At 70.7% G+C, this 25,381-nt stretch carries 25 protein-coding genes, 1 tRNA gene and 2 pseudogenes; 9 read left to right on the top strand and 19 right to left on the bottom strand.

Annotated features, from left to right (window positions below):
- Nucleotides 1–17: 17 nt before the first annotated feature.
- From ACTWP8_RS16060 to ACTWP8_RS16040, 5 genes are all read right to left on the bottom strand, one after another.
- Nucleotides 18–851: a carbohydrate ABC transporter permease gene (locus tag ACTWP8_RS16060; RefSeq protein ID WP_443322841.1), complete on the bottom strand. Its 834-nt coding sequence runs from the start codon at nucleotides 849–851 to the stop codon at nucleotides 18–20.
- Complete coding sequence (locus ACTWP8_RS16055; protein WP_443322935.1) at nucleotides 851–1,729, bottom strand: carbohydrate ABC transporter permease; 879 nt, start codon at nucleotides 1,727–1,729, stop codon at nucleotides 851–853. The genes ACTWP8_RS16060 and ACTWP8_RS16055 overlap by 1 nt, the downstream gene beginning before the upstream one ends.
- A 71-nt stretch (nucleotides 1,730–1,800) precedes the next feature.
- Complete coding sequence (locus tag ACTWP8_RS16050) at nucleotides 1,801–3,081, bottom strand: ABC transporter substrate-binding protein (protein WP_443322840.1); 1,281 nt, start codon at nucleotides 3,079–3,081, stop codon at nucleotides 1,801–1,803.
- Nucleotides 3,082–3,388: 307 nt separating this feature from the next.
- Nucleotides 3,389–4,195 (bottom strand): hypothetical protein, encoded by an 807-nt coding sequence (locus ACTWP8_RS16045; protein ID WP_443322839.1) that lies wholly within the window; start codon nucleotides 4,193–4,195, stop codon nucleotides 3,389–3,391.
- A 420-nt stretch (nucleotides 4,196–4,615) separates the two neighbouring features.
- A complete protein-coding gene (locus tag ACTWP8_RS16040; RefSeq protein WP_443322838.1) occupies nucleotides 4,616–5,110 on the bottom strand; it encodes a COG4315 family predicted lipoprotein in 495 nt (164 codons plus the stop codon).
- 218 nt (nucleotides 5,111–5,328) lie between these two features.
- Here ACTWP8_RS16040 and ACTWP8_RS16035 point away from each other — a divergent pair, with 218 nt between their 5' ends.
- Complete coding sequence (locus ACTWP8_RS16035) at nucleotides 5,329–6,321, top strand: CHRD domain-containing protein (RefSeq protein ID WP_443322837.1); 993 nt, start codon at nucleotides 5,329–5,331, stop codon at nucleotides 6,319–6,321.
- A 45-nt stretch (nucleotides 6,322–6,366) separates the two neighbouring features.
- Here the strand turns inward: ACTWP8_RS16035 and ACTWP8_RS16030 are convergent, their stop codons facing one another.
- On the bottom strand, nucleotides 6,367–7,722 hold the full coding sequence (locus ACTWP8_RS16030; protein WP_443322836.1) for a DUF445 domain-containing protein: 1,356 nt from the start codon (nucleotides 7,720–7,722) through the stop codon (nucleotides 6,367–6,369).
- A gap of 289 nt (nucleotides 7,723–8,011) precedes the next feature.
- Here ACTWP8_RS16030 and ACTWP8_RS16025 point away from each other — a divergent pair, with 289 nt between their 5' ends.
- Nucleotides 8,012–9,322 carry an SGNH/GDSL hydrolase family protein gene (locus ACTWP8_RS16025; protein WP_443322835.1) on the top strand — a complete coding sequence of 437 codons (1,311 nt, stop codon included), beginning with the start codon at nucleotides 8,012–8,014 and terminating at the stop codon, nucleotides 9,320–9,322.
- Between the two features lie 133 nt (nucleotides 9,323–9,455).
- Here ACTWP8_RS16025 and ACTWP8_RS16020 read toward each other — a convergent pair whose 3' ends face one another.
- The 4 genes from ACTWP8_RS16020 to ACTWP8_RS16005 form a co-directional block, all read right to left on the bottom strand.
- Nucleotides 9,456–10,148: a DUF1707 SHOCT-like domain-containing protein gene (locus ACTWP8_RS16020; RefSeq protein ID WP_443322834.1), complete on the bottom strand. Its 693-nt coding sequence runs from the start codon at nucleotides 10,146–10,148 to the stop codon at nucleotides 9,456–9,458.
- A 90-nt stretch (nucleotides 10,149–10,238) separates the two neighbouring features.
- On the bottom strand, nucleotides 10,239–11,240 hold the full coding sequence (locus ACTWP8_RS16015; RefSeq protein WP_443322833.1) for an ABC transporter ATP-binding protein: 1,002 nt from the start codon (nucleotides 11,238–11,240) through the stop codon (nucleotides 10,239–10,241).
- A gap of 9 nt (nucleotides 11,241–11,249) precedes the next feature.
- A complete protein-coding gene (locus ACTWP8_RS16010; RefSeq protein ID WP_443322832.1) occupies nucleotides 11,250–12,080 on the bottom strand; it encodes an ABC transporter permease in 831 nt (276 codons plus the stop codon).
- Nucleotides 12,073–12,873: an ABC transporter permease gene (locus ACTWP8_RS16005; RefSeq protein WP_443322831.1), complete on the bottom strand. Its 801-nt coding sequence runs from the start codon at nucleotides 12,871–12,873 to the stop codon at nucleotides 12,073–12,075. The genes ACTWP8_RS16010 and ACTWP8_RS16005 overlap by 8 nt, the downstream gene beginning before the upstream one ends.
- A gap of 224 nt (nucleotides 12,874–13,097) precedes the next feature.
- Between ACTWP8_RS16005 and ACTWP8_RS16000 the strand changes: the two genes are divergently transcribed.
- Complete coding sequence (locus tag ACTWP8_RS16000) at nucleotides 13,098–15,365, top strand: transglycosylase domain-containing protein (protein WP_443322830.1); 2,268 nt, start codon at nucleotides 13,098–13,100, stop codon at nucleotides 15,363–15,365.
- A gap of 74 nt (nucleotides 15,366–15,439) precedes the next feature.
- Here ACTWP8_RS16000 and ACTWP8_RS15995 read toward each other — a convergent pair whose 3' ends face one another.
- Entirely contained in the window at nucleotides 15,440–15,742 is a 303-nt protein-coding gene (locus ACTWP8_RS15995) for a GroES family chaperonin (RefSeq protein ID WP_443315454.1), read from the bottom strand.
- 100 nt (nucleotides 15,743–15,842) lie between these two features.
- Nucleotides 15,843–16,163: a DUF3618 domain-containing protein gene (locus tag ACTWP8_RS15990; protein WP_443322829.1), complete on the bottom strand. Its 321-nt coding sequence runs from the start codon at nucleotides 16,161–16,163 to the stop codon at nucleotides 15,843–15,845.
- Between the two features lie 133 nt (nucleotides 16,164–16,296).
- On the opposite strand from ACTWP8_RS15990, the gene bcp reads away from it, so the two are divergent.
- Together bcp and ACTWP8_RS15980 are read left to right on the top strand one after the other, a co-directional pair.
- Nucleotides 16,297–16,764 carry a thioredoxin-dependent thiol peroxidase gene (gene bcp, locus ACTWP8_RS15985; protein ID WP_443322828.1) on the top strand — a complete coding sequence of 156 codons (468 nt, stop codon included), beginning with the start codon at nucleotides 16,297–16,299 and terminating at the stop codon, nucleotides 16,762–16,764.
- Between the two features lie 71 nt (nucleotides 16,765–16,835).
- Nucleotides 16,836–16,920: transfer RNA gene (locus ACTWP8_RS15980), tRNA-Leu, on the top strand.
- Nucleotides 16,921–16,986: 66 nt separating this feature from the next.
- Here ACTWP8_RS15980 and rdgB read toward each other — a convergent pair.
- From rdgB to ACTWP8_RS15960, 4 genes are all read right to left on the bottom strand, one after another.
- Nucleotides 16,987–17,589 carry an RdgB/HAM1 family non-canonical purine NTP pyrophosphatase gene (gene rdgB / locus ACTWP8_RS15975; RefSeq protein WP_443322827.1) on the bottom strand — a complete coding sequence of 201 codons (603 nt, stop codon included), beginning with the start codon at nucleotides 17,587–17,589 and terminating at the stop codon, nucleotides 16,987–16,989.
- 32 nt (nucleotides 17,590–17,621) lie between these two features.
- Entirely contained in the window at nucleotides 17,622–17,993 is a 372-nt protein-coding gene (locus ACTWP8_RS15970; RefSeq protein WP_443322826.1) for a hypothetical protein, read from the bottom strand.
- Nucleotides 17,994–18,201: 208 nt separating this feature from the next.
- Nucleotides 18,202–18,933 carry a ribonuclease PH gene (gene rph, locus ACTWP8_RS15965; protein ID WP_443315363.1) on the bottom strand — a complete coding sequence of 244 codons (732 nt, stop codon included), beginning with the start codon at nucleotides 18,931–18,933 and terminating at the stop codon, nucleotides 18,202–18,204.
- Between the two features lie 75 nt (nucleotides 18,934–19,008).
- Nucleotides 19,009–19,341, bottom strand: coding sequence for a glucose PTS transporter subunit EIIB (locus tag ACTWP8_RS15960; protein WP_443322934.1), 333 nt, complete (start codon nucleotides 19,339–19,341; stop codon nucleotides 19,009–19,011).
- A gap of 118 nt (nucleotides 19,342–19,459) precedes the next feature.
- Here ACTWP8_RS15960 and ACTWP8_RS15955 point away from each other — a divergent pair, with 118 nt between their 5' ends.
- On the top strand, nucleotides 19,460–20,731 hold the full coding sequence (locus ACTWP8_RS15955) for a PTS transporter subunit EIIC (RefSeq protein WP_443322825.1): 1,272 nt from the start codon (nucleotides 19,460–19,462) through the stop codon (nucleotides 20,729–20,731).
- 168 nt (nucleotides 20,732–20,899) lie between these two features.
- Complete coding sequence (locus tag ACTWP8_RS15950) at nucleotides 20,900–22,201, top strand: PTS transporter subunit EIIC (RefSeq protein WP_443315364.1); 1,302 nt, start codon at nucleotides 20,900–20,902, stop codon at nucleotides 22,199–22,201.
- 47 nt (nucleotides 22,202–22,248) lie between these two features.
- Here the strand turns inward: ACTWP8_RS15950 and ACTWP8_RS15945 are convergent.
- Nucleotides 22,249–22,469, bottom strand: a pseudogene (locus ACTWP8_RS15945) (hypothetical protein); the annotation flags it as partial.
- Nucleotides 22,470–22,526: 57 nt separating this feature from the next.
- A pseudogene (locus ACTWP8_RS15940) lies at nucleotides 22,527–22,577 on the bottom strand (hypothetical protein); the annotation flags it as partial.
- 351 nt (nucleotides 22,578–22,928) lie between these two features.
- On the opposite strand from ACTWP8_RS15940, the gene ACTWP8_RS15935 reads away from it, so the two are divergent.
- Complete coding sequence (locus tag ACTWP8_RS15935; protein ID WP_443322824.1) at nucleotides 22,929–23,882, top strand: hypothetical protein; 954 nt, start codon at nucleotides 22,929–22,931, stop codon at nucleotides 23,880–23,882.
- Between the two features lie 10 nt (nucleotides 23,883–23,892).
- On the opposite strand, the gene ACTWP8_RS15930 is transcribed toward ACTWP8_RS15935, so the two are convergent.
- Entirely contained in the window at nucleotides 23,893–24,645 is a 753-nt protein-coding gene (locus tag ACTWP8_RS15930) for an MBL fold metallo-hydrolase (protein ID WP_443322823.1), read from the bottom strand.
- Nucleotides 24,646–24,834: 189 nt separating this feature from the next.
- On the opposite strand from ACTWP8_RS15930, the gene ACTWP8_RS15925 reads away from it, so the two are divergent.
- On the top strand, nucleotides 24,835–25,362 hold the full coding sequence (locus ACTWP8_RS15925) for a type II toxin-antitoxin system PemK/MazF family toxin (RefSeq protein WP_443322822.1): 528 nt from the start codon (nucleotides 24,835–24,837) through the stop codon (nucleotides 25,360–25,362).
- The last annotated feature ends 19 nt before the right edge of the window (nucleotides 25,363–25,381 follow it).

Below are 25,381 nucleotides of genomic sequence, written 5' to 3'. Positions count from 1 at the left end.
GTTCAGCCCTTCTCGGTTCAGCCCTTCACCGCACCGGAGGTCAGTCCGGCGACGATGCGCCGCTGGAACAGCAGCACGAAGACGATGATCGGCACGGTGATCACCACGGCGGCCGCGGCGATCGACCCGGTGGGCTGCTGGAACTGCGAACTCCCGGTGAAGAACGCGAGCGAGGCGGGCACGGTCCGCGCCGCCTCGGTCGAGGTCAGGGAGATCGCGAACAGGAAGTCGTTCCAGCAGAAGATGAAGACGAGGATGGCGGTGGTGAAGACGCCGGGAGCCGCGAGCGGAGCGATCACCATCCGGAAGGCCTGCGCGGGCGTGGCGCCGTCGACCTTCGCCGCCTTCTCCAGGTCCCAGGGGATCTCCCGGAAGAACGCCGACAGGGTGTAGATCGCCAGCGGCAGCGAGAAGGTCATGTACGGGATGATCAGCCCCGGCCAGGTGTCGAAGAGGCCGAGGATCCGCTCGATGTTGAACAGCGGGGAGACCAGGGAGATCGGCGGGAACATCGCGATCAGCAGGGACATGCCGATCAGCAGCCGCTTGCCGGGGAAGCGCAGCCTGGCCACCGCGTAGGCGGCCATGGTGCCCAGGGCGACCGCGATCGTGGTGGCGATGACCGCGATTCCGATCGAGTTGATCAGGGCGCGGGTGAACTCGGAGGTCTCGAAGATGCCCCGGTAGTTCTCCCAGGTCCACTTGGTGGGGACGAAGTTGCCGTCCGAGAGCGTGCCGGGGTCCTTGAACGAGAGCGCGGCGATCCACCACACCGGGAACAGCGCGTACAGCACCACGACCAGGTTGACGACGTTCCAGCCGAGGACGTGCCTCTTGCCTGCCGCGGCCATCAGCGACTCACCTCCGTGCCAGGGGCGGCCGTGCCGAAGAGCTTGATGAAGACGAACGCGATGACCGCGACGCAGATGAAGATCAGCACCGAGACCGCGGACCCGATGCCGAGGTTCAGCGCGGTGAAGAGGTTGTCGTAGCCGAGGATCGACAGCGAGGCCGTGTCGTGGGCGCCCGTGGTCAGCACAAAGATGTTGTCGAAGATCCGGAAGGCGTCCAGGGTCCGGAAGAGCAGCGCCACCAGGATCGCGGGCTTCATCAGCGGGATCGTGACGAGGAACAGCCGCTGCCAGACGCCCGCGCCGTCGACCATGGAGGCCCGCAGCGTCTCCTCGGGTACGAGCGCGAGCCCGGCGAGGAGCAGCAGGGCCATGAACGGGGTGGTCTTCCACACCTCGGCGAGGATGATCAGCCCGATGGCCTGCCACTGATCGGTCAGCGGCGCACTGCCCTCGGGGAGCAGGGACGCCAGATACCCGGTGCCGGGAGTCCAGGCGTACTGCCAGGAGAAGGCCGCGACGACCGTGACGATGCCGTACGGGATGAGGATCGCCGTTCGGACGGTGCCGCGGCCGAAGACGGTGCGGTGCATGACGAGGGCGAGCGCCATGCCGAGGACCAGCTCGATGGCCACGGAGACGACGGTGATCAGGATGGTCACCCAGAACGCCTGCCACCAGAACCCGGAGGACAGCACCGCCCCGTAGTTGCTCAGGCCCACGAACTCGGCCATCGCGGGGAAGCGGAGGTCGTAGCGCTGGAGGGACAGGTAGACGGCGTAGCCGATCGGATAGGCCGTCACGGCGAGCATGACGACGACCGCGGGCGCGCACAGCAGCCAGCCCAGGCGCCGCTCCTGCCGCGCCCCGGCCGACAGCGTCTCACGGCCTCCCGCGGGGGCTGCGGCCGCCGGACCGCCGGGTTCGGGGCGAGCGCTCGGTTGTGTGGTCACGGGATCAGCCCCTTGGACTGCAGCGCGTCGTTGATCTGGCCCTTGATCTCGGCGACCGCACTCGCCGGACTGATCTCGGAGGGGGGCGAGAGGGTGTGGGAGATGACGATCGAGACGTTCTGGTAGGCCGGGGTCTTCGGGCGGACGCTCGCCGTCTCCAGGGCGCCCAGCACATCGGCGGCGAAGGGGTAGTCCTTGACGAGCGCCGGGTCGGTGTAGAGGGCGCGCAGGGTGGGCGGCAGGCCGCCTTCGAGCGCGGCGGTCAGCTGGTTCTCGCGGTTGCGCAGGCACAGGGCCGCCTCGAAGGCCAGGTCGGGGTGGCGGGAGTGGGCGCTCACGGCGAGGTCGATACCGCCGATCGTGGGGCGGGCCGGCCGGTCCGCGTCGGCCCTCGGGTAGGGCGCCCAGCGGAAGTGCTCGAAGAGCTCGGGGTTGTTGGCCTTCATCGAGGGATAGACGAAGGGGTAGTTGAGCTCGAAGGCGGCGGTGCCGGACTCCATCGCCAGCCGGTTCTCGTCCTCCATCTGATTGGTCAGCGAGGGGTCGGCCGCGGGCGAGGTCGCCAGGTCGCGCATGATCCCGGCGGCCCGGTCGGCCGGCGGGCCGAGCGAGGGCCGCTGCCCGTCCGGTGTCATGATCGAGCCGCCCGCGCTCGCCACGAGGGTGTTGAACCAGACGGTCAGCCCCTCGTACTGGGCGCCCTGGATCTCCACGAAGTGCGGCTTGCCCTGCCTGGCGAGCGCGCGGGCCATGTCGAGCATCTCGGCCCATGTCTTGGGCGGGGTGGGCACCAAGTCGTCCCGGTACCAGAGCAGTTGGGTGTTGGAGTTGTACGGGACGGCGTAGAGCTTGTCCTTCCAGGTGCCCGTCTCCAGCGATGTGCGCAGGGTGTCCTGGGTGGCGCGCTGCCGGTTCTCCCCGGTCCACGGAAGGATCCAGCCGGCCTCGGCGAACTCCGGGGGCCACGTCACGTCGAGCCCGAGGATGTCGAGCGAGGTGTCCTCGGCGGACAACCGGCGTACGAGCTGCTGCCGCTGGCCGTCGGCGGTCCGCGGGAGCTTGTGGTACGTGATGGCGTAGCGCCCGTCCGAGTCCCGGCTGCACGAGTCGGCCGCCTTCTGCAGGGCGCCGGAGTCGTCGGGGAAGTTGTACCAGTTCAGTGTGGTCCGGCCGGCCGAGTCGCCTCCGTCGCCGCCGCACGCGGCGAGCGGCAGCGCGAGGAGCGGCAGTACGGCGAGGGTCCGCCACCGCCATGCCCGCCGGGCTCGTCGGTCCATGCGCCCTCCACCTCAGTCCCGGAGCCGGCGCTTCACGGGCGCGCGGTGACCCTCCGTACCGTCTTCGGGATCGGACACTAGACCTCGGACAAACCGATATCAAGCTCTCTTATGGGGCATAGGGGAACGATCAGCGCTGGCGTGGCGCACCGTCGTCGCCCTGCGCGTCCCCATGAGCGGCCCGGCGAACCGGCGACGTCCCCTGGCTGCCCCGCGTACACCGCTCGTACGGGATGCCAGGGGACGTCGCCCCACTGCTGACCGATGCTCGCTGACCGGCGCCGGCGCTTATCACGACGGCGTCAGATCAGGCCCGGCCGCCGTTCGCGCGGCGGCGCATGACGATGAATCCGGCACCGACGGCGGCCGCGGCAAGCGCTCCGCCTGCGGCGAGCTGCGTGGCGCCCAGGCCCTGGGAGCCGCCCTCACCGCCCCGGGTTCCGCCGACGGGCCGGCGGGTGACCCTGATGGTGGTGGTGGCCGTGACCCGGTCACTATGGCCGGCGTCGGCACGAATGTCGCCCGAACGACCGTCGTCGGTACGGCCGCCCCAGTCGCCGCCGCCGTTCCAGTTACCGCCGCTGTTCGAGTTACCGCCGCTCCAGTCGTCACGTCCGTTTTCACGTCCGTTCTCACGACCGTCCTCACGCATGTCGTCACGTCCGTTCTCACGACCGTCCTCACGCATGTCGTCACGACCGTTCTCACGACCGTCCTCACGCATGTCGTCACGACCGTTCTCACGACCCTCCTCGCGCCCGTCGTCACGCCCGTCGCCGCCCCGGCCGCCGATGCAGGTGGCCCGGACGGTGTACGTGCCCGGCGCGGTGTCGCGGTGCACTCGCAGAGTGCCGTGGAAGACGCTGTGCCCGGAGTGGTCGAAGCGGACGGTGCCGGCCCGGGAGCTGCCTTCGGCGCGTTCGGCGTCACGGGGGCAGAAGAGGGTCAGGCTGACGGTCCCGCCCGGGCGGACGCTGTCCGGGTGGGCGATGAGGCGGGCACGGGACGAGCCGCCGGGATCGTCGGACAGGGGTGCGGCGGTGGCGACCGGTGCGGCCATGCTGACGAAGGCACCGGCGGCGAGGGCCACGCCGGCTGCGCGATGGAGGCGCACAGGAACTCCTTCCTGCGGACGCGAGTGCGGGACGGATGTCCCGCGGGTTGTGGGCGCCCGCGTCCTACGGGGTCCAGGGAAAGTGCTGCCGCCCGGGCCCGCGCGCTGACGGCCCGTCAGTGATCACCCGCCAGTGGCGGACTCCTTCACCCGACGGACCGTCACCTCTCCAGGTCAGCGACGCCCTGTCAGCCATTCGCGCTATGGCTGAAAATTACTCTGCACAGGCGACAGGCCACCGGCCTCCGCATGAGGCCGTCAGGGGCCACTGGCTCATTGTCGCGTCCTCGTCATCCAGTCCATCCGGAGACGGCGATTATTTCGATTCGATGAAATTTCCGAGACAACTGTGAATTCAGGGAACCGTGTGGCGACCTTTTGCGTCAGGCGGGTTTCCCGGCCCGCCCGAGTGAGCCCGAGTCAGACGGGCTTCTGAATGAGCTTGCCGTCGGCCGACACCACGAACCATTCGCCATCGAGACCCTGTCCGTTCAGTTCTCCGGGTGCCGAGTCGCCGACGTAGTAGTACAGCGGCCAAGCGCCGTAGGTGGCCTGTTCGACACCCTCGGCGCGCTCGGTCTCCCGGAGCAGCGCGGCCTTCGCGCCCTTGCCCGGCTTCACCTCGGACCCGCTCGTCAGGGCGGGCCAGACGGCGATGCAGTCGGCGTCGCAGCTGCTCGCACCGCCCTTGTCCTTGGTGAATCCGTAGAGGGTGCGGCCGGACTGGTCGACCAGAATCGGGCCGGCTTCGGAGTCGGCCACCTTGACCGAGACGGGCCGGTCGGGCTTCGCCCCGGCCTTGGATGCGCCGCCTCCGGCGCCTTCACCGTCCCCGGCGTCGCCGCCGCAGGCGGAAAGAGCGAGCAGTGCGAGCGATACGAGTGGTGCCGCGAGCAGCGCGGTTCGTGTGCGCATGAGATCTCCCCGTTCAGGTGTTCGTGTTTTGTGCCGGACCGTCAAACCACGGAAACCACAGGGGCACGGCCCAGCCGTGCATTACTACGAGGCCCACTGACACCCTGTTCAACAGAAATCCGGATTCCTTTGAGCAATCCGCGGAGCCGGTGCGTAAGTCCGGGTAGCCGACGGCAACCTGAAGTCGGTCTCGGATTGATGACGGAAGGATGAACTCAATGCGAAGGCGCATTCTGGCGCTCGCTGCCACCGCGCTCGCTCTCGGGACCATAGGGGTCTCACCGGCCGCCGCCGACCACGGGGGCCACAGCGGCTCCCACGGCAGTGACAGCTCCCACAGCAGCGGCTCCCATGGCAGCGGTAGCGGCAGCGGCCACAGTTCCGGCGCCACCCCCAAGACCCCGGCGCGGGGGCCGTCGGTCTTCCTCGCCGCCGAGCTCTCCGGCGCCGACGAGGTGCCCGTGCAGGGCGGCCCGGCCGTGAACGACCCCGACGGCAAAGCCGTCGCCCTCGTACGCGTGAAGGGCGACCGGGTCACCTTCGCCCTGCAGTGGAAGGGCATCGGCGCTCCCACGCTCGGCCACATCCACGAGGGCAAGGCCGGCGCCAACGGCGGTGTCAAGGTCACCCTGTTCGGGACGGCCATGCCGGACACCGTGCACTCCGCCGCGGGCCAGGTCGCGGTCACCGACGCCGCGCTGGCGCAGCGGATCCGTACGAACCCGGCGGGCTTCTACGTCAACCTGCACAGCAAGGAGTTCCCGGGCGGCGCCGTCCGCGGGCAGCTGGAGCCGCTCCGGCACCCCGTCAACCCGCTCGACATCATCAAGGGCGGCAAGCTGCGTGCCCTTTCCGACGGCGGCCAGGAAGTACCGAAGGACGACGCCTCGAAGGTCGGCGACCCCGACGGGCACGCCGTCACCTTCCTGCATCCCAAGGGCACCCGGGTCGACTACTCCCTGGCCTGGGTCAATGTCGCACCGCCGACGCTCGGCCACATCCACCAGGGCGCCTTCGGCAAGAACGGTGATGTGAAGTTCCCGCTGTTCGCCACCCCGGTCCCGGAGAACATCTTCGCCGTCTCAGGGACCCTCAAGGACCAGGACCAGGCCGTCGTCAAGCGGGTCCGCAAGAACCCGTCCGACTACTACGCCAACCTCCACACCGCCGAGTTCCCCGACGGCGCCGTCCGCGGCCAGCTGTTCCGCTAGCCGCCGCCCGCTGGGGGCGCGGTCCGGGGCCTGGGAGGACCCCGGCTACGCCCCCAGCGCGCGCGACACCGCGTAGATGACCAGGCCGGCCAGCGCACCCACCACCGTGCCGTTGATCCTGATGAACTGCAGGTCCCGGCCGATGTGCGCCTCGATCTTCCGCGACGTGTGCTCCGCGTCCCAGGAGGCCACCGTGTCGGTGATCAGCGATGTGATCTCGTCCCGGTACGTCGTCACCACGTGGACCGCCGCGTCCTCCAGCCAGCGGTCCACCTTCCCCTGCATCCGCTCGTCCGACGACAGCCGCCCGCCCAGCGACAGCAGCCCCGAGCGCGTACGCAGCCGCAGCTCGCTGCGCTCGTCCTCGGAGGCCGCCACCACCATCTGGCGCACCGCGCCCCACGCCGAGGCGATCAGCTCCTGCACCTCGCCGCGCCCCAGCACCTCCGTCTTCAGCCGCTCCACGCGCACCCGCGTGTCCGCGTCCGTCTGCAGATCGCCCGCGAAGTCGGTGAGGAAGCGGTCGATGGCCCCGCGCGCCGGATGGTCCGGCATGTCGCGCGTCTCGCTGATGAAGCGCAGCAGCTCCTTGTAGACCCGCTCGCCGACCCGCCTGTCCACGAAGCGCGGGGTCCAGCCGGGCGCCCCGCCCGTCACCGCCTCCATCACCGAGTCGCCGTGCAGCACGAGCCAGTCGTGGGCCCGTACGCACACCAGGTCCACGACCTTGCGGTGCCCGCCGTCCGCGACGATCTTCTCCAGCATCGTGCCCAGACCCGGCGCGATCTCCTGGGCGTCCGCCCGGCGGGTGACCGCCTCGCCGACGACCGCCTGCACGTCCGAGTCCCGCAGCACCTGGAGCGCGCCGCGCAGCGCGGTGGACAGCTCGGCCGTCACCCGGTCGGCGTTGGCGGGCTCGGCCAGCCAGCCGCCCAGCCTGCTGCTGATGCCGACCGCCCGCAGCCGCATCCGTACGACATCGGAGGAGAGGAAGTTCTCGCCGACGAAGTCGCCCAGGGTGCGGCCGAGGGTGTCCTTCTTGGTCGGGATGATCGCGGTGTGCGGAATGGGCAGGCCCATCGGCCTGCGGAACAGCGCGGTCACCGCGAACCAGTCGGCCAGCGCACCGACCATGCCCGCCTCGGCCGCCGCGGCCACATAGCCTGCCCAGGCGGGCTCCGCCCCCGAGACCTGCCGCCACTTCGCCAGGGCGTAGACCAGCGCGACGAGCAGCAGAGCCCCGGTCGCGATGGTCTTCATACGGCGTACGCCGCGCCGCCGCTCCTCGTCCGCCGCGCTGTAGGCGAAAGCGCTCCGCGGGACGGCGGATGCGACGGCTCCCGGCCGGGCAGCCTTCACCCCACTGGCTTCATCGCCTTCGCCCGACTTCGTCCGGTCCATGCGCTCCACCCGTTCGCGAGCTTTCTCTGTGCATTGTCCTTATGTGACGCACTACATGACCTACTACTGGAACGCACCAGGAGTTCCCGGCGTCTGTCAGAGCGGGCCACCGACGGGCCCCTGCGGGCCATCCCCCGGGGGACCCCCGGACCCCCCGCCGGGCGGCCAACCGACCGTGGGATCATGATGGGCCCGTCGGACCGCGCGCCACCGCAGTCGCCGCCGACCGCTTGTCCACGCTGCCGAACCGGAGCCTCGGTGCTCCGCTGTCCGAGGAGATACGCCGAGCATGACCAAACGCCATGGTTATGCCCTGCTCGCCGCGCTCGCGGCAGTAGTGGTCCTCATCTCCGCCGCGATATTCATCGGGGTCGGCGGCAGCGGCGAGAAACTCAACGAAGCCGCCACCCGCAAGCCCCGCGGTCCCGCCGCGCCCGCCTCGGCAGGCGCCTGGGTCGGCACCTGGGCCACCTCGCCCGCAGCCGCCGAGCCGAACACACCCGACGGCTACGCCGGGATGTCCATTCGGAACGTGGTGCACACCAGCGTCGGCGGCACCAGCGCGCGTATCCAGCTGTCCAACCTGTACGGGAACAGGCCGCTGACCATCAGCCACGCCTCGCTCGCCCTCGCCGCCGCGCCCAGCAACCCCACCGCCGCGGCCGGCACCATGCGCAGGCTGACCTTCGCGGGCAACACATGGGTGACGATCCCCATCGGGGAGTCCGTGATCAGCGACCCGGCCCGGCTGAATGTTCCCCCGGCCGCGGACCTGCTGGTCACCACGTACTCCCCCACCGCCTCGGGCCCGGTCACCTACCACCCGCACGCCCGGCAGACCTCCTACCTCGCGCGCGGCGACCGCGCCGAGGACGCCGCGGGCACGGCGTACACCGAGCAGACCCCCTCCTGGCGCTACCTCACCGGAGTGGACGTCCTGACCACCGAGGCGCGCGGCGCGGTCGTCGTCCTCGGCGACTCGATCACCGACGGCATCACCTCCACCGCGGGAGCCAACCGCCGCTTCACCGACTTCCTGGCCGACCGGCTGCGCAGCGAGCCCGGGGCGCCCCGCTACAGCGTGCTCAACCACGGCATCAGCGGCAACCGGGTGCTGAGCGACGGCAACCGGTTCCCGCCCGACAACCCCAGCGCGCTCAGCCGCATCGGCCGCGATGTCCTGCGCGCCACGGGCGTTCAGGCGGTCGTCGTCGAACTCGGCCTCAACGACATCCTGCGCACTCCGCAGGTGACCGACCCGCAGAAGATCACCGACGGGCTGCGGCAGCTGGTGCAGCAGGCGCACGCCCGCGGGCTACGGGTCGTCGGCGGCACGCTGACGCCCTTCGGCGGCCACCGCGGCTTCACGCCCCGGCTCAACGCCGTACGGGAGCAGGTCAACGCGGAGATCAGGGCGGGCCGGGTGTTCGACGAGGTCGTGGACTTCGACGAGGCCCTGCGCGACCCGGCGCAGCCGCTGCGGCTCTTCCCGCGCTACGACTCCGGCGACCATCTCCACCCGAGCGACGACGGCTATCGGGCGATGGCACAGGCCCTCAACGTGGCGTACCTGAAGGGCTCGGCACCGGCCGAGCTGTGAGGAGGCGGGCGCGCCGGTCGGCTGTGAGGCGGAGCGCCGTCAGCGATGAGCCTGTGAGCCGGTCAGCCGTGAGGCGGGCGCGCCGCTCAGCCGTGAGGCGGGCGCGCCGCTCCGCTAGGAGCCCGTGAGCCGGTCATCCGAGCTCCTTGCGCTGCCTGCGCTCCTCCCTCTCGAGCTGCTTGCGCTCCCTGCGCTCAGCCTTCAGCTGGTCCCGCTCGGCCCTGGGCAGCTTCCGCTCCACGCCGACCCCGCCCCAGAAGGCGAAGCCGCTGACCACGACGCGAGGCGCGCCCGGTTCGCCGGGAGCGCCCGCCTGCGTGTGGTCGAAGCCGCCCATGATGCCGATGCCGCGCACGTCGACCTCGACGCCCGGCGGCACGATGACATTGATGCCGCCCATGATCGCGAAGCACCGGATGACGACCTCCCGCTCCTCGAAGCGGGCCTCGCGCAGGTCGATCTCGCCGCCGCCCCAGAACGCGAACGAGGTGAAGCGGCGCGCCACGGTCCACTGCCCCTTGCGCTGGAAGCCGCTCATGAAGGCCATGCCCGCCGTCGAGCTCGCGCGGCCACCGATACGCCCCGCCCAGGCGCCCGGGACTCCCGAGGGCGCGGGTTCCGGTACGGCCGAGCCGGCCGCGGGCAGATCACGGGTCAGCGGCTCCAGCTCGGCGTACGTACGCGCCTTGTACGCCGCCCCCAGCCGCTCGTCGAACTCCTCCATGTCCAGGCGGCCTTCGGCGACGGCGTCGCGCAGCACCTCGGCGACCCGCTCACGGTCGGCGTCGGAGGCCCGCAGCTCCGGCAGTTCAGGGCGTTCGCTCATGGCATCAGCCTATGCGGGCCGTGTCGTTCATCACAGCGCCGGTCTCAGGGCCGCTCACCGCGCGGAGGACAGGACCGGCCACGGAGCCCGTCAGAGCGCGGACCTGTCCGCGTAGAGCTTTGCGACGACCTCCTCGATCGCGGGCTCCCGCACCGACAGGTCCACCAGCGGATAGCCGTCCGCCACCGCCGCGACCACCGGCGCCGCGCTCTCCGTGGCGGGGAACGCCAGCCACTGCCGCGGCCCCTCCACCCGCACCGTCCGCGCCCCCGGCACCCCCGTGATCGGCGGCAGCTCCCGCTCCAGGTCGACGACGAGCGTCCGCTCGCTCTCCCCCACCGCGTGCAGCCCGTCGAGACCGCCGTCGTACATGAGCCGCCCGTGGTCGATCACCATCACGCGCCGGCACAGCTGCTCGATGTCCGTCAGGTCGTGGGTCGTGAGCAGTACGGTCGTGCCGCGCTCGGCGTTGATCTCCCGCAGGAAGCCGCGCACCCTGGCCTTGCTGACGACGTCGAGCCCGATCGTCGGCTCGTCGAGGTAGAGCACCTCGGGGTCGTGCAGCAGGGCGGCCGCGATGTCGCCGCGCATCCGCTGGCCGAGCGAGAGCTGCCGTACGGGCACCTCCAGCAGCGCGCCCAGGTCGAGCAGCTCGACGCAGCGGTCCAGATTCGCCCGGTACCGGTCGTCGGGGATCCGGTACATCCGGCGCACCAGGGCGTACGAGTCGCGCAGCGGCAGGTCCCACCACAGGGTCGTGCGCTGGCCGAACACCACGCCGATGCGGCGGGCCAGCTTGGTGCGCTCCCGGGACGGGTCGATGCCCGCCACCCGCAGCCGGCCGCCGCTGGGCACCAGGATCCCGGTCAGCATCTTGATGGTGGTGGACTTTCCCGCGCCGTTCGGCCCGATGTAGCCGACCATCTCGCCGCGCCGGACGCTGAAGGTCAGCCCGTCCACGGCCCGTACCTCGCGCTTCTCGCGGCGCAGGAATCCCGCCTTCCGCCGTACCTCGAAGACCTTCTCGACGCCGTCGAGCTCGATGAACCCGTCCCCGGACCCGTGCCCGAACCCGTCCCCGAAACCGTCCACTTCTTTACCTCAGCTCCCCGTGCTCCGGTACGAACGCAGCCCCACCCGCCACGCCGCCCCCGCCAGCGCGCAGCACACCACCGCCACCACGGGCGGCGCGAAGGCCGGCCAGTCCGGCAGCCCCAGCGGATCCGGGCGCCCCAACACATACAGCGCGGGGAGCCAATTGACGAAGGCCAGCGGCACGACGAAGGTCACCCCGCGCACCAGGTCGTGTCCGAAGACCGTCGGCGGGTACTGCAGCAGCGTGCTGCCGCCGTACGTGAAGGAGTTCTGCACCTCCGACGCGTCCTGCGCCCAGAACTGGAAGGCCGCCCCGGCCACGAACACCGCCGAGAAGATCGCCGCGCCGCTGACCACCATCAGCGGCAGCATCAGCACCTTCACCGGCGTCCAGGCCACCTCCAGCTGCGCCAGCGCCCAGACCAGCACCAGCAGCCCCTGCGTGACCCGGCCGAGCCTGCGCAGCGCGAAGCGGTCGGCCGCCACCTGCGCCAGCACTGGAGCGGGCCGTGCGAGCAGCGTGTCCAGCGTGCCGTCGCGGACCCGCCGCCCGAGCCGGTCCATGCTGCCCATCACCAGATCCGCGAGCCCGAAGGCCGTCCCCGACGTGCCGTAGAGGAAGGCCACTTCCGGGAGCGTGAATCCGCCGAGCGTCGTGACGTGCGAGAACATCAGCAGAATCGCGACGAAGTCGAGCCCGGTCGCCGCGAGGTTCCCGAACGCCGTCATGGCGAAGGACGCGCGGTACGCCAAGGTGGACCGGATCCACATCGCCACGATCAGGCCGTACGCCCGCAGGCCCGTTACCAGGACCCGCTCCCCGCCCGCGTCAGCCACCCTGGACCACCACCTTCCGGGTGGCGACCGACTGCAGAGCCCGTCCCGCCAGGAGCAGGGCCACCGCCCACCCGGCCTGGAACCCGTAAGCCTCCAGCAGCCCCCACCCCGCGTACGTGCCGAGGTACACATCCGCCGGGACCTGCATCAGCGCCGACCACGGCAGCGCCCGCGCCAACTCGCCCAGCCCGCCCGGGAACACGGTCAGCGGCAGCAGCATCCCGGAGAAGAACATGCTCGCCAGGCCGGCGATCTGGAAGACGCCACCGCCGTCCAGCAGCCAGAAAGCGGTCAGCACCACCAGATAGCGGATCGCGAAGCTGACGACCACGCCGAGCACCACGGACAGCAGGAAGGCCGCCCAGGTCAGCGGATTCGCGGGCAGGACGAGGTCGAAGACCAGGGCCGCCGCCAGCATTGGCGCGATCCCGCGCCCCAGCAGGTGGAAGGCCGCCCGCCCGAGGTCCCCGGCGAGCCACCACAGCTGCAGATCGGCCGGCCGGTACAGGTCGATCGCCACGTCCCCCGTGCGGATGCGCTCGTTCAGCTCGTCCTGGAAGCCGCCGCCCATCATGGCCATCGTCATCAGCAGCGCCTGACCCAGCCACACATACGTGAGGGCCTGGGCCAGGTCGTAGCCGCCCAGGTGCGGTTTCTGCTCCCAGAGCGCGATGTAGGTGTAGGCGAGGATGAAGCCGAAGACCGTGTTGGTGAACACCCCGGCCGCCGTCGCCACCCGGTACGTCGCGTAGCGCCTGAAGCCGCTCACGGCCACGGCCCCGTACAACCGCATCGCCCACGCCCCCCGACCGCTCGGCCCACCCGGCATCCAAAGGGGAGGAGCCTAGTCAAGATGGGAACGGGCTGCCATCGGGTATTCACGCTAAGGAGTGGCCGGAAGGAGCCGAACGGCCCGTCACAGAGCGGTCACAGGAGCGCGCCGACCTGCCCGTACGCGACGGAGGATGCGACAGTTCGTTACGGGACGGGCTTACCACGCGAAACGGAGTCCCGCCGATGACCAGCCATCCGCAGCGGCCGACCACCCGCGGCACGGCACCTCCTCAGAGCTGGGCGCCGGGGGGCGGCGCCCCGCAGCGGCCCCCCCGGCCGCCCCGGCCGCCGTGGACCGGACTGCGCCGCTTCCTGCCCACCTGGCGCACGGTGCTCGGCGGACTGCTGCTGTTCCTGCTGATCCTGACCGGCGGCTTCATCGCCGGATACATGCTGGTCGACATCCCGCCCGCCAACGCGACCGCCGTCAAGCAGTCCAACGTCTACCTCTACGCCGACGGCTCGCCGCTCGCCCGCGACGGCGAGGTCAACCGCGAGAGCGTGCCGCTCACCCAGGTCCCCAGGACCGTGCAGCAGGCCGTGCTGTCCGCCGAGGACCGCGACTTCTACTCCGAGTCGGCGATCGATCCGCAGGCGATGGTCCGCGCCGCCTGGAACACCCTGACCGGCAAGGGCACGCAGTCCGGCTCGACCATCACCCAGCAATACGTCAAGAACTACTACCTGGCGCAGGAACAGACCCTCACCCGGAAGGCGAAGGAGTTCTTCATCGCGATCAAACTCGACCGCGAGAAGAGCAAGGACGAGATCCTCACCGGCTATCTGAACACCAGTTACTTCGGGCGCAACGCGTACGGCATCCAGGCCGCGGCCCAGGCGTACTACGGCAAGGACTCGGACGAGCTGACCACCGCCGAGGGCGCCTACCTCGCCGCGCTGCTCAACGCCCCCAGCGCGTACGACGTCTCGGCCCACCCGGACAACAGGGCCAGGGCCGAGGCCCGCTGGAACTACGTCCTGGACGGCATGGTCAAGGAGGGCTGGCTCGTCCAGGCCGACCGCGCCGCGCTGAAGTTCCCCGTGCCCGGCAGGAGCAAGGCGCCCGCCGGGATGTCGGGGCAGCGCGGCTATCTCGTCGAGGCCATCAACACCTACCTCAGCGGCAGCGGCGCCATCGACGAGGACACCCTGCAGGCGGGCGGCTACCGGATCACCACGACGCTCCACAAGGGCAAGCAGAAGGCCATGGCGGAGGCGGTGCAGGACCAGCTCATGAGCAAGCTGCGCGACTCCCGCAAGGTCGACACGTACGTCAGGGCGGGCGGCGCGTCGATCGACCCGGACACCGGCAAGGTCGTCGCCATGTACGGCGGCATCGACTACACCAAGCAGTACGTCAACAACGCCACCCGCCGCGACTACCAGGTCGGCTCCACCTTCAAGCCGTTCGTCTTCACCTCGGCCGTCGAGAACGGCTCCACCACCCAGGACGGCCGCAGGATCACCCCGAACACGGTCTACGACGGCAGCAACAAGCGCGAGGTGCAGGGCCGGAACGGCCCGACCGGCTACCGGCCCGCGAACGAGGACGACGCCGACTACGGCGACATCACGGTCGCCGAAGCCACCGACAGGTCCGTCAACTCGGTGTACGCGCAGATGGGCGAGGACGTCGGCCAGGGCTTGGTCAAGGAGACCGCGACCGACCTCGGCGTCCCGAAGGACGCCCCCGGCCTCGCCGAGGCCCGCCAGTCCGTGGCCCTCGGCGTGGTCAACGCCAGCGTCCTGGACATGACCAAGGCGTACGCGACGCTGGCCAATCACGGCGAGCACGGCACGTACTCCCTGGTCGAGAAGGTCACCAAGGGCGGCCAGGACGTGTCCCTTCCGGACCGGGACCCCAAGCCGGCCGTCTCCCGCGAGGCCGCCGACACGACGACCTCGATACTGCGGAGCGTCGTCGCGAGCGGCACCGGCACCGCCGCCCAGTCCGCAGGGCGCCCGGCCGCGGGCAAGACCGGCACCGCGGAGGAGGACAGAGCCGCCTGGTTCGCCGGCTACACCCCCGACCTGGCCACCGTCATCGCCGTGATGGGGCAGGACCCGGACAGCGGGGAACAGAAGCCGCTCTACGGGGCCACGGGGCTCGCGCGCATCAACGGCGGCGGGTATCCGGCGCAGATCTGGGGCCAGTACACGGCCGCGGCCCTGCGGAGCAGCCCGGCCGAGTCCTTCGATCTGGAGCTCCAGGAGGGCGCGGAGACGACGAGTCCGCCGTCGTCGGAATCGCCGTCCGGGGACCCGTCGGGATCCGGCAGCGCGTCGCCGCCCTCGGGTTCGGCGAGCCCGTCGGGCACACCGTCGTCGGCACCTCCGACATCCGGCAGCCCCACCTCGCCCACCACGGCTCCCCCGACCTCACCGACCGACGTCCCCAGCTCACCGATCACCACGCAGGACGAGGACGAGTTCTTCCCGGACGGGATGTAGCGGTTCGGGGGTGCGATAGCGGCGGGGTGCGGGCGTGCCGGGGCCGACGCCCGGCGCGGGTGCGGCCAGTGCGGCTAGAGGTAGAGCCCGGTCGAGTCCTCGGAGCCCTCGAGCCGCTCGGCCGCGACCGCGTGCAGATCGCGCTCGCGCATCAGCACGTACGCGACGCCGCGGACCTCGACCTCGGCCCGGTCCTCGGGGTCGAACAGCACCCGGTCCCCCGGCTCCACCGTCCGTACGTTCTGCCCGACCGCGACCACCTCGGCCCAGGCCAGCCGGCGACCGACGGCCGCGGTCGCGGGAATGACGATGCCGCCGCTGGAGCGGCGCTCGCCCTCAGGGATGTCGGTGCGGACGAGCACACGGTCGTGCAGCATCCGGATGGGCAGCTTGTCGTGGGTAGCGTTCGTGCTCACGCCAAGACCGTACCTGGCCGCGCGGGGGCACGGCGCGCGGAGGGCCGAGCCGACTGGCCGCTCAGCGGTGGCGGCGGCGCGCGGAGACCGCGAGCAGCCCCACTACGGCGACCGCCACCAGGGCCACCGGCACAACGCGCTCCAGCCGCGGCGAGCCGTCCGCGGAGACCAGCGTCGCGCGCACATCGGACACGGCGCGGTTGACGGCCACGTACGCCCGGCCCGCCGTACGGTCGATCGTCGAGGCCGCCCTCGCCTTCGCGTCGCCCACGATCGTCTTCGGGTGCACCCGCACCGCGATCTCGTCGAGCGTCGCCGCGAGCGCCTCGCGCCTGCCGGCGATGTCCGCCTCGATCTGCGCCGGGGTCCTGGCTTCCGACACCGCGCTGCCTCCGTCGTCTTGACTGTCCGTGGTGGACAGTCTGTCAGCTCGGCAGGGGACGCGCGCCATGGCACCCCCGCGGCCGCGGCTAATCTCTGGGGTAGCCGCAGACCGACGAGGAGAGCCTTCAGCCATGAGCGAACGACTGCAGCCCGGCGACACCGCCCCCGCCTTCACCCTGCCCGACGCCGACGGCAACGAGATCTCGCTCGCCGACCACACGGGCCGCAAGGTCATCGTCTACTTCTACCCGGCCGCCCTGACCCCGGGCTGCACCAAGCAGGCCTGCGACTTCACCGACAACCTGGAGCTGCTGGCGGGTGCGGGCTACGAGGTGATCGGCGTCTCGCCCGACAAGCCGGAGAAGCTCGCCAAGTTCCGCGACAAGGAAGACCTCAAGGTCACCCTGGTCGGCGACCCGTCGAAGGAGACCCTGGCCGCGTACGGCGCCTTCGGCGAGAAGAAGCTCTACGGCAAGACCGTCACGGGCGTCATCCGCTCGACGGTGATCGTCGACGAACAGGGCAGGGTCGAGCGGGCGCTCTACAACGTGAAGGCCACGGGCCACGTCGCCAAGCTGATCAAGGACCTGGAGATCTGACGTCGGAGAAGCGCACGATGACGGCCTGCACACCAACCCCGCCACCAGCCCGCTAACATGGCTGGCGGCTAGCGGCGGTGGCGCAGTTGGCGACGCAGCAGACTTAGGATCTGTGGCCCTTGACCGGGCTTGAGGGTTCGAATCCCTTCCGCCGCACCCGGAATGGCCTGCGACTCAAAGAATGAGTCGCAGGCCATTGCTCGTCCCTCCGGCCCCCCGGACTCACCCCAGCAGTTCCCGGATCACCGGTGCCAGCGCGCGGAAGGCGCGGCCGCGGTGGCTGATCGCGTTCTTCTCCTCCGGGGTCATCTCCGCGCACGTCCTGGACTCGCCCTCCGGCTGCAGGATCGGGTCGTAGCCGAAGCCGCCCGTGCCCGACGGGGCGTGGCGGAGGGTGCCGTGGAGGCGGCCCTCCACGACGCGTTCCGTGCCGTCCGGGAGGGCGAGGGCGGCCGCGCAGGCGAAGTGGGCCTGGCGCTGCTGGTCCGGGATGTCGGCCAGCTGGGCCAGGAGCAGGTCGAGGTTGGCCTTGTCGTCGCCGTGCCTGCCCGCCCAGCGGGCGGAGAAGATGCCGGGCGCGCCGCCGAGGACGTCCACGCACAGGCCCGAGTCGTCCGCGATCGCGGGGAGTCCGGTGGCGCGGGCCAGGGCGTGGGCCTTGATGAGGGCGTTCTCGGCGAAAGTGACGCCGGTCTCTTGGACGTCGGGGACATCGGGGTACGCGTCGGCGCCGACGAGTTCCACGGACACGCCGGCCCCCGCCAGGATGGCGCGGAGTTCGGTGACCTTGTTGGGGTTGCGGGTGGCCAGGATCAGTCGCTGCATGGGCCGATTATCCCGGCGGGCCCGTTCCGGCCTCATCCCGGGGAGCAGACCTTGGTCAGCTCGTCGGCCGCGTCCGTGACCGGCGTGACGTCGGGGTTCTTGCCCTGGTCGACCGACTCGCGGACGTTCTTCACGGCCTGGGTCAGGTCGTCAACCGCCTTGCTCACATCGGCGTTGTCGGTCTTGTCGTTCAGGTCGCCGAGGTTCTTGTCGATCCGGTCGAGGGCCCGCTCCGCGTCCGCCGGGTTCTCGGCGGCGTCGGAGGCGGCCTGCTGGAGGTCGTCGACGCTGGTGAGGATCGCGTCGGCCGTCTGGGCGCAGTCAAGGGCCTTGTTGACGGCGCTGCACGCGGTGGTGACGGGTACGGCGACGGCGAGCACGGCTACGGCTGCGACGGCGGTCATGCGGCGGCGATGGTGGTGGCGGTGGGCCATTGGGTCGGGTCCTCCCCTGGTGTACGGGTGGTGTATGGACGGGTGTGCGTACGGCCGCACGGTGTTTCCGTACGGGCGGACGGTGTTCCCGTACCGCCCGTACCCGTAAGAACGCTCGGAACCGCGTGCGAGGTTGCGCATGCGGGCGAGTCCTGGCGGGTCGGCTCCAGCGGGCCCGCTAGAGCGGTTTGGCGAGCGCCTCGCGCTGCGCCGAGTCGAGCTGGGCGCAGCCCGCGACGGCCAGGTCCAGCAGCGAGCCGAGCTCCTCGCGGGCGAACGGCGCGCCTTCCGCGGTGCCCTGGACCTCGACGAAGCGGCCGTCGCCGGTGCAGACGACGTTCATGTCGGTCTCGGCGCGGACGTCCTCCTCGTAGCAGAGATCGAGGAGCGGGACGCCGCCGACGATGCCGACGCTGACGGCCGAGACGGTGCCGGTGAGCGGCTTGCGGCCGTGCTTGATCAGTTTCTTGGCCTGAGCCCAGGCGATGGCGTCGGCCAGCGCGACGTACGCGCCGGTGATGGCGGCGGTGCGGGTGCCGCCGTCGGCCTGCAGGACGTCGCAGTCCAGCACGATGGTGTTCTCGCCGAGGGCCTTGTAGTCGATGACGGCGCGCAGTGAGCGGCCGATGAGCCGGGAGATCTCGTGGGTGCGGCCGCCGATCTTTCCTCGTACGGACTCGCGGTCGCCGCGGGTGTTGGTGGAGCGGGGCAGCATCGAGTACTCGGCGGTGACCCAGCCCTCGCCGCTGCCCTTGCGCCAGCGCGGCACGCCCTCGGTGACGCTGGCGGTGCAGAAGACCTTGGTGTCGCCGAAGGAGATGAGGACCGAGCCCTCGGCGTGCTTGCTCCATCCGCGCTCGATGGTGACGGGGCGCAGCTGGTCGGGGTTCCGACCGTCGATACGAGACATAAGGATGACCCTATCGGCTGTGCAGAGGGCCCCGTTCCGGGTTGGGAACGGGGCCCTGTGGCGTGCGGCGATGGCTTACATCATGTCTTCGATGTCGGCGGCGACCGGGTCGGCGTCGGTGCCGATGACGACCTGGATGGCGTTGCCCATCTTCACGACGCCGTGGGCGCCCGCGGCCTTGAGCGCGGCCTCGTCGACGAGCGCGGCGTCCTCGACCTCGGTGCGGAGGCGGGTGATGCACCCCTCGATCTCGACGATGTTCTCGATTCCGCCGAGCCCGGCGACGATCTTCTCAGCCTTCGTGGCCATGTCCCACTCCTGCGTGTTTTCGGGGCTTCGGTTCCGCCGCCCGACCGATTCAGACGGTAACGCACGTTTGGCCCAGCTTCCCGGGCACGTATGCGCCATGTGTCGAATGATGACGACCACTGGTTCCGTGCCCGCGGAGGCGGCGCCAACCGCGCTGGCGACTGGTCTACACCAGTATGCCGTCCCGGCCAAACCCCAGTCTCCGGGGAGGATGTCGATGAGCACCGGCACTGCCGCCGCGGCGCAGCAGCCACCGAGCAGGAAGTGGACGACGAGCCTCTTCCTGGGGCTGCAGAAGCTGGGGCGGTCGCTGCAGCTGCCCATCGCGGTGCTGCCGGCGGCGGGCCTGCTCGTGAGCCTCGGCAATCTCTTCTCGGCCTATCTGCACGGCGACTTCTGGACCAGGACGGCCCAGGTTCTGACCAGGGGCGGTACGGCCATCCTGGACGTGGAGCTCGGTCTGCCGCTGCTGTTCGCGATCGGGGTGGCGATCGGCTTCGCGAAGAAGGCCGACGGGTCCACGGCGCTGGCGGCGGTGGCGGGCTTTCTCGTCTATCACGGTGTGCTGTCGGCCTATCCGGCGCCGGGCTCGGTCACGGCCGACAATCCGGAGGGCGACCCGCAGAATCCGGGCGTGCTCGGCGGCATCGTCATCGGCCTGCTCACCGCGGTGATCTGGCAGCGCTACCACCGCACCAAACTGGTGGACTGGCTGGGCTTCTTCAACGGCCGGCGCCTCGTACCGATCATCATGGCGTTCCTGTGCTGCGCCCTCGGGGTCGCCTTCGGGCTGCTCTGGGATCCCATCGGGGACGGGCTGACGACGTTCGGCAGGCAGCTGATCGATCTGGGCGCCTGGGGCGCGGGCATCTTCGGCGTCGCGAACCGGCTGCTGATCCCGATCGGCATGCACCAGTTCCTGAACACCTTCTTCTGGTTCCAGGCGGGCCAGTTCACCACCCCGGACGGGAAGACGGTGCAGGGCGACCTGACCCGCTTCTTCGCCGAGGACCCGAACGCGGGTCTTTTCATGTCGGGCTTCTTCCCGATCATGATGTTCGGTCTGCCGGCCGCCGCGCTCGCGATCGCCCACTCCGCCCGCCCGGAGCGGCGCAAGGCCGTGATGGGCATGATGATCTCGGTCGCCCTGACCTCGTTCGTCACGGGCGTGACCGAGCCGGTCGAGTTCTCGTTCCTCTTCGCGGCACCGCTGCTCTACGGGATTCACGCCCTGCTCACCGGCGCCTCCATGGCGATCACCTGGGCACTGGGCGTGCACGCGGGCTTCAGTTTCTCGGCGGGTCTGATCGACTACATCGTCAACTGGCACCTGGATACGAAGCCCTGGCTGATCATCCCGATCGGGCTGGGGTTCGCGGTGGTCTATTACGTGGTCTTCCGCGGCCTGATCAGCCTGCTCAGGCTGCCGACGCCGGGGCGGGAGCCGGAGGACGTGGAGGCGGAGACCGAGCGGGACATCACGAAGTAGTGGCGGTGAGGAAAAGTCCGGGAACCGCGGGTTCCTTATCCCGCCTTCACCGTGCTACAACATGGTCTAAACCACTGACTGGTGTAGACCATGCGGTATAGACCAGCGGTGGAACCCCGTCCCCGGGCCGGTCAAAGCCCGCCCGCTCGCGCTCCGAAGGATCCCCCTATGAGTACGACGACCGCGAACGCGGCGCCCGCCAGAAAGCGGGGCGCCGGCCTCTTCCAGGGTCTGCAGAAAGTCGGCCGCAGCCTGCAGCTGCCGATCGCCGTCCTCCCGGCCGCCGGGATCCTGCTGCGCCTCGGCCAGCCCGACGTCTTCGGCGCCGAGGGCCTCGGCTGGGACAACGTGGCCAAGGTCTTCGCCGGCGCGGGCAGCGCGCTGCTGGACTCCTCGCTCGCGCTGCCGCTGCTGTTCTGCATCGGTGTCGCGATCGGCTTTGCGAGGAAGGCGGACGGCTCCACGGCGCTCGCCGCGGTGGCCGGCTTCCTCGTCTACTACTCGGTGATCCACCAGTTCCCGGTGGCAGGGCCCGACGGCGCCACGTTCGTACAGACCAGCTTCCTCAGCGGCGCCTGGCAGAAGGGCTCCGAAGTCACCGCGGCGAGCTACCAGAACCCGGGCGTCCTCGGCGGCATCATCATGGGCCTGCTGACCGCGGTCCTCTGGCAGCGGTTCCACCGCACCAAGCTGGTGGACTGGCTCGGCTTCTTCAACGGCCGCCGGCTCGTCCCGATCATCATGGCGTTCGTCGGCACGGGCATGGGCGTCCTGGTCGTCCTGGGCTGGCAGCCCATCGGCGAGGTGATCACGAACTTCGGCGAGTGGATGACCGGCCTGGGCGCTGCGGGCTCCGGTCTGTTCGGCCTGATCAACCGGGCGCTGATCCCGATCGGCATGCACCAGTTCGTGAACACCGTGTCCTGGTTCCAGCTCGGTGACTTCACCAACGCCGCGGGCGAGGTCGTCCACGGTGACCTGAACCGCTTCTTCGCGGGCGACCCGGCCGCCGGCCAGTACATGACCGGTTTCTTCCCGATCATGATGTTCGGCCTGCCGGCCGCCGCACTCGCCATCGCGCACTGCGCTCGCCCCGAGCGCCGCAAGGCCGTCCTCGGCATGATGGTCTCGGTCGGCCTGACCTCGTTCGTCACCGGCGTCACCGAGCCGATCGAGTTCTCGTTCATGTTCATCGCGCCGGTGCTGTACGCGATCCACGCGCTGCTCACGGCCATCTCGATGGCTCTGACCTGGGCCTTCGGTGTCCACGCCGGGTTCACCTTCTCGGCGGGAGCCATCGACTACCTATTGAACTGGAACCTGGCCACCGACCCCTGGAAGATCATCCCGATCGGCCTGGTCTTCGCGGCCGTCTACTACGCGGTCTTCCGGTTCGCGATCACCAAGTTCAACCTCGCCACCCCGGGCCGCGAACCCGAGGAAGAGGTCGAGGACCTGACCAAGGCCTGATCGCGACAGCACCTGAAGAAGGCCCCCGGAGCCCCTCGCTCCGGGGGCCTTCGCGCAGGCGGCGAGACCTCGGTCGGGAAGTCCTTGGAGAAGGTGGGGAGTTCGGTGCGCTCTCGACCAGCCGCTCGTGCATCTCCAGGACCACCTCGCCGCGGGTGTCCTCCGGGATGTGCGGGACCCCGGCCCGGTCGCACAGCCGCAGCAGGGTGCCCAGATCCGTACCGCCGTCGATCTCCTCGCCCAGTGCCTCGGACACGGAGCCGTAGACCGCGGCGTCGGCGTAGCAGAGGAACCGCGGGTGCCACTCGGGCTGGTACTTCACGTTCGACCGGTAAAGGGCCTCCAGCTGCCACCACTTGGAGAAAGAGAGCAGCACCACCAGGGCCCAGCCGACGAGGATGGCGCCGGCCAGGCCCACGACGAGGACGAGCAGGGCGCGCCGGACCGCGCCGCGGCGGGTGCCGGCGAGCCGCGGCGGAGGAATGACGGCGATGATCGCGCAGTAGAGAGCGAGGCAGCCGAAGAAGGCGCCGAATCCGCCGGGAACGCGGTGCAGGAAGCGGCCCCAGGCGCTCCGGCCGCCCGCGCCTTCCCCGTCGGGCCGGGGCCCCCGGGCCTGAGCGGCTTTCCGGGCGCCCCCGGCGGTGACGCTCGTGCGGCCACTCCAGGGAGGGGCTTACGGGCCGCTCGCCGAGGAATTCCCCTGGCTGTCGGTTAGCGTTTCGGTGTGGTGACGTTGGCGCAGGGCGGCTGGTTTCACCGGGAGATCGTCGGCACCGGGCTGCTCCCGCTGTTCGTCTTCCTCTGCTCCTTCATCGTCGGATTCGGCTTCATCCGCCTCAGCGTCCGGATGATCAGGGCGCAGGTGCGGTGGTGGCCCGGAAACATCAAACCCGGCGGGCTGCACATCCACCACGTGGTCTTCGGCGTCGTCTTCATGCTGATCAGCGGGGTCGCGCTGATTCTGGTCACCGACCCGTCGGACACCGTGAAATCCGTACTCGCCGGAATCTTCGGGGTCGGCGCCGCGCTCGTCCTGGACGAATTCGCGCTGATCCTGCATTTGCGTGACGTCTACTGGACCGAGGCGGGCCGCACCTCGGTCGACGCGGTCTTCGTGGCCATCGCCCTCTGCGCTCTCGTCCTGCTCGGGTTCCGCCCGGTCTCGGTGATCGACTGGTCGGGGTACCAGGCGGACCCGAGCGCCGGCAACGCGCTGCTGCTGGGCGGGGTCCTGGTCCTCACGCTGGGCCTGGCCGTGATCACCCTGCTGAAGGGGAAGGTGTGGACCGGGCTACTGGGCCTGTTCTTCGTACCGCTGCTGGTCATCGGAGCCGTACGGCTGAGCCGCCCGGAGGCGCCGTGGGCGCGCTGGCGCTACCGCGACAAGCCGAAGCGGCTGGCGCGGGCGGCGCGGCGGGACGAGCGCTGGCGGCACCCGGTGATCACGGCGAAGATCAAGTTCCAGGAGTTCCTGTCCGGCAGGCACGACCTGCCGGACATCCTGCACGAGCTGCCGGAGAAGCTGCACGAACTGCCGGAGAGGTGGCACCACCGGCACGACCGCGAGCAGCGGCGGGACCGGGAGCAGCGGCACGACCGGGAACAGCGGCACGACCGGGAACAGCGGCGCGGCGGCCGGCACGAACACCGGTGGGACGACCGGCGGGACGGCCGGTGACCGCGCCCGGCTACACCTCGTAGACCGCGGCGGCGCGGGCCAGTTCCGCGGGCCCGTCGTAGACCTCGCGGGCGTCCCGCAGGTTGACCTCGGGGTCGGTCCACGGCGGGATGTGGGTCAGCACGAGCCGTCCGACGCCCGCCCGCTGCGCCGACTCCCCCGCCTGCCGCCCGTTGAGGTGGAGCTCCGGCACGTCCTCCTTGCCGTGTGTGAAGGACGCCTCGCACAGGTAGAGGTCCGCGCCCTCGGCGAGCCGGTCGAGCGCCTCGCAGGGACCGGTGTCCCCGGAGTACGTCAGCGTGCGTCCGCCGTGCTCGAGCCGGAAGCCGAACGACTCGACGGGGTGGCAGACGCGGTCGGTGCGGACCGTGAAGGGGCCCACCTCGAAGCTGCCGGGCTCCAGGGTGCGGAAGTCGAACACCTCGCTCATCGACTTCTCGGAGGGCACGTCGGCGTACGCCGTGGTCAGCCGCTGCTCGGTGCCCTCCGGGCCGTAGACGGGGAGGGCGTCGGCGCGGCCGCCGTCGTGGCGGTAGTAGCGGGCGACGAAGTAGCCGCACATGTCGATGCAGTGGTCCGCGTGCAGGTGGCTGAGGAATACGGCATCGAGGTCGTAGAGACCGCAGTGGCGCTGCAATTCGCCGAGGGCGCCGTTGCCCATGTCGAGGAGCAGCCGGAAGCCGTCGGCTTCGACGAGGTAGCTCGAACAGGCCGAGTCCGCGGACGGGAACGACCCCGAGCAGCCGACGACGGTGAGCTTCATGAAGCAGAAACCTCCGAGGCTCCGGGGGTGTGTGCGGTGGGCATGGAGTGAGCGCTTGCGGTGCGTCGAGCGTAAGACGCGAAAGGGCTGGTCGCCCCTCCAGGGAGCGGTGTTGTGGGGGAACTCACCCGTGGCTTCACCGGTACGGGGGGCGCTGCCGGGCGGTGGTGCGAAGGTACGGTTCTGGGCGTGGACACGTCGTGGTGGTGGGCTCTGGGGGCGCTGGTCGTGGTCGCGCTGATCGCTGCGGCGGCCGGCGGCTGGGGGCGGCGCGGGCCGGCGCGGAAGCCAGGGCGTGGCCGAGAGGCGGGGCAGGGGCCGGGGGGCGGGCGCGGGCCTCGGGGTGTGCGCAGGCCGCCGGGACGGCCCGCGAGGCCCGGCCTGCCCGGGCGGCGGGCGCCCGGGAGGCTGCCCGGGCCGGGCGAGATCTGGTGGGCGGACGTGCCGTACGAGGACGGGCCGGGGTCCAAGGACCGGCCGTGCCTGGTGCTCGCGCTGCGCGGGGATGTCGCGCTGGTCGCGAAGATCACCAGCCAGGCGCGGGAAGGGCGGGACGGGGTGATCGCCCTGCCGGACGGGGCGGTCGGTGACGCGGCCGGGCGCCGCAGCTATCTGGAGACGGAGGAGCTGCGGGAAGTGCCGGTTGTGGAGTTCCGGCGGCATGTGGGGGCTGTGGACCGGGGAGTCTGGGCGCGCGTCCGCCACCTGGCCCGCTGACGCGGGGTCCGCTGCGCGA

Source organism: Streptomyces sp. 7N604 (assembly GCF_052245475.1).
In the GTDB taxonomy this organism is placed as follows: domain Bacteria; phylum Actinomycetota; class Actinomycetes; order Streptomycetales; family Streptomycetaceae; genus Streptomyces.
Note: the sequence above shows the minus strand (reverse complement) of the source record. Positions and strands in the feature narration are given on the sequence as shown.

Excerpts from the sequence above, each read along its gene's own strand:
- ACTWP8_RS16060 (WP_443322841.1), bottom strand. The coding sequence starts at position 851 with ATGGCCGCGGCAGGCAAGAGGCACGTCCTCGGCTGGAACGTCGTCAAC.
- ACTWP8_RS16050 (WP_443322840.1), bottom strand. The coding sequence starts at position 3,081 with ATGGACCGACGAGCCCGGCGGGCATGGCGGTGGCGGACCCTCGCCGTA.
- ACTWP8_RS16040 (WP_443322838.1), bottom strand. The coding sequence starts at position 5,110 with ATGCGCACACGAACCGCGCTGCTCGCGGCACCACTCGTATCGCTCGCA.
- ACTWP8_RS16035 (WP_443322837.1), top strand. The coding sequence starts at position 5,329 with ATGCGAAGGCGCATTCTGGCGCTCGCTGCCACCGCGCTCGCTCTCGGG.
- ACTWP8_RS16030 (WP_443322836.1), bottom strand. The coding sequence starts at position 7,722 with ATGGACCGGACGAAGTCGGGCGAAGGCGATGAAGCCAGTGGGGTGAAG.
- ACTWP8_RS16025 (WP_443322835.1), top strand. The coding sequence starts at position 8,012 with ATGACCAAACGCCATGGTTATGCCCTGCTCGCCGCGCTCGCGGCAGTA.
- ACTWP8_RS16020 (WP_443322834.1), bottom strand. The coding sequence starts at position 10,148 with ATGAGCGAACGCCCTGAACTGCCGGAGCTGCGGGCCTCCGACGCCGAC.
- ACTWP8_RS16005 (WP_443322831.1), bottom strand. The coding sequence starts at position 12,873 with ATGCGGTTGTACGGGGCCGTGGCCGTGAGCGGCTTCAGGCGCTACGCG.
- ACTWP8_RS16000 (WP_443322830.1), top strand. The coding sequence starts at position 13,098 with ATGACCAGCCATCCGCAGCGGCCGACCACCCGCGGCACGGCACCTCCT.
- ACTWP8_RS15995 (WP_443315454.1), bottom strand. The coding sequence starts at position 15,742 with ATGCTGCACGACCGTGTGCTCGTCCGCACCGACATCCCTGAGGGCGAG.
- bcp (WP_443322828.1), top strand. The coding sequence starts at position 16,297 with ATGAGCGAACGACTGCAGCCCGGCGACACCGCCCCCGCCTTCACCCTG.
- rdgB (WP_443322827.1), bottom strand. The coding sequence starts at position 17,589 with ATGCAGCGACTGATCCTGGCCACCCGCAACCCCAACAAGGTCACCGAA.
- ACTWP8_RS15970 (WP_443322826.1), bottom strand. The coding sequence starts at position 17,993 with ATGACCGCCGTCGCAGCCGTAGCCGTGCTCGCCGTCGCCGTACCCGTC.
- rph (WP_443315363.1), bottom strand. The coding sequence starts at position 18,933 with ATGTCTCGTATCGACGGTCGGAACCCCGACCAGCTGCGCCCCGTCACC.
- ACTWP8_RS15960 (WP_443322934.1), bottom strand. The coding sequence starts at position 19,341 with ATGGCGCATACGTGCCCGGGAAGCTGGGCCAAACGTGCGTTACCGTCT.
- ACTWP8_RS15955 (WP_443322825.1), top strand. The coding sequence starts at position 19,460 with ATGAGCACCGGCACTGCCGCCGCGGCGCAGCAGCCACCGAGCAGGAAG.
- ACTWP8_RS15950 (WP_443315364.1), top strand. The coding sequence starts at position 20,900 with ATGAGTACGACGACCGCGAACGCGGCGCCCGCCAGAAAGCGGGGCGCC.
- ACTWP8_RS15930 (WP_443322823.1), bottom strand. The coding sequence starts at position 24,645 with ATGAAGCTCACCGTCGTCGGCTGCTCGGGGTCGTTCCCGTCCGCGGAC.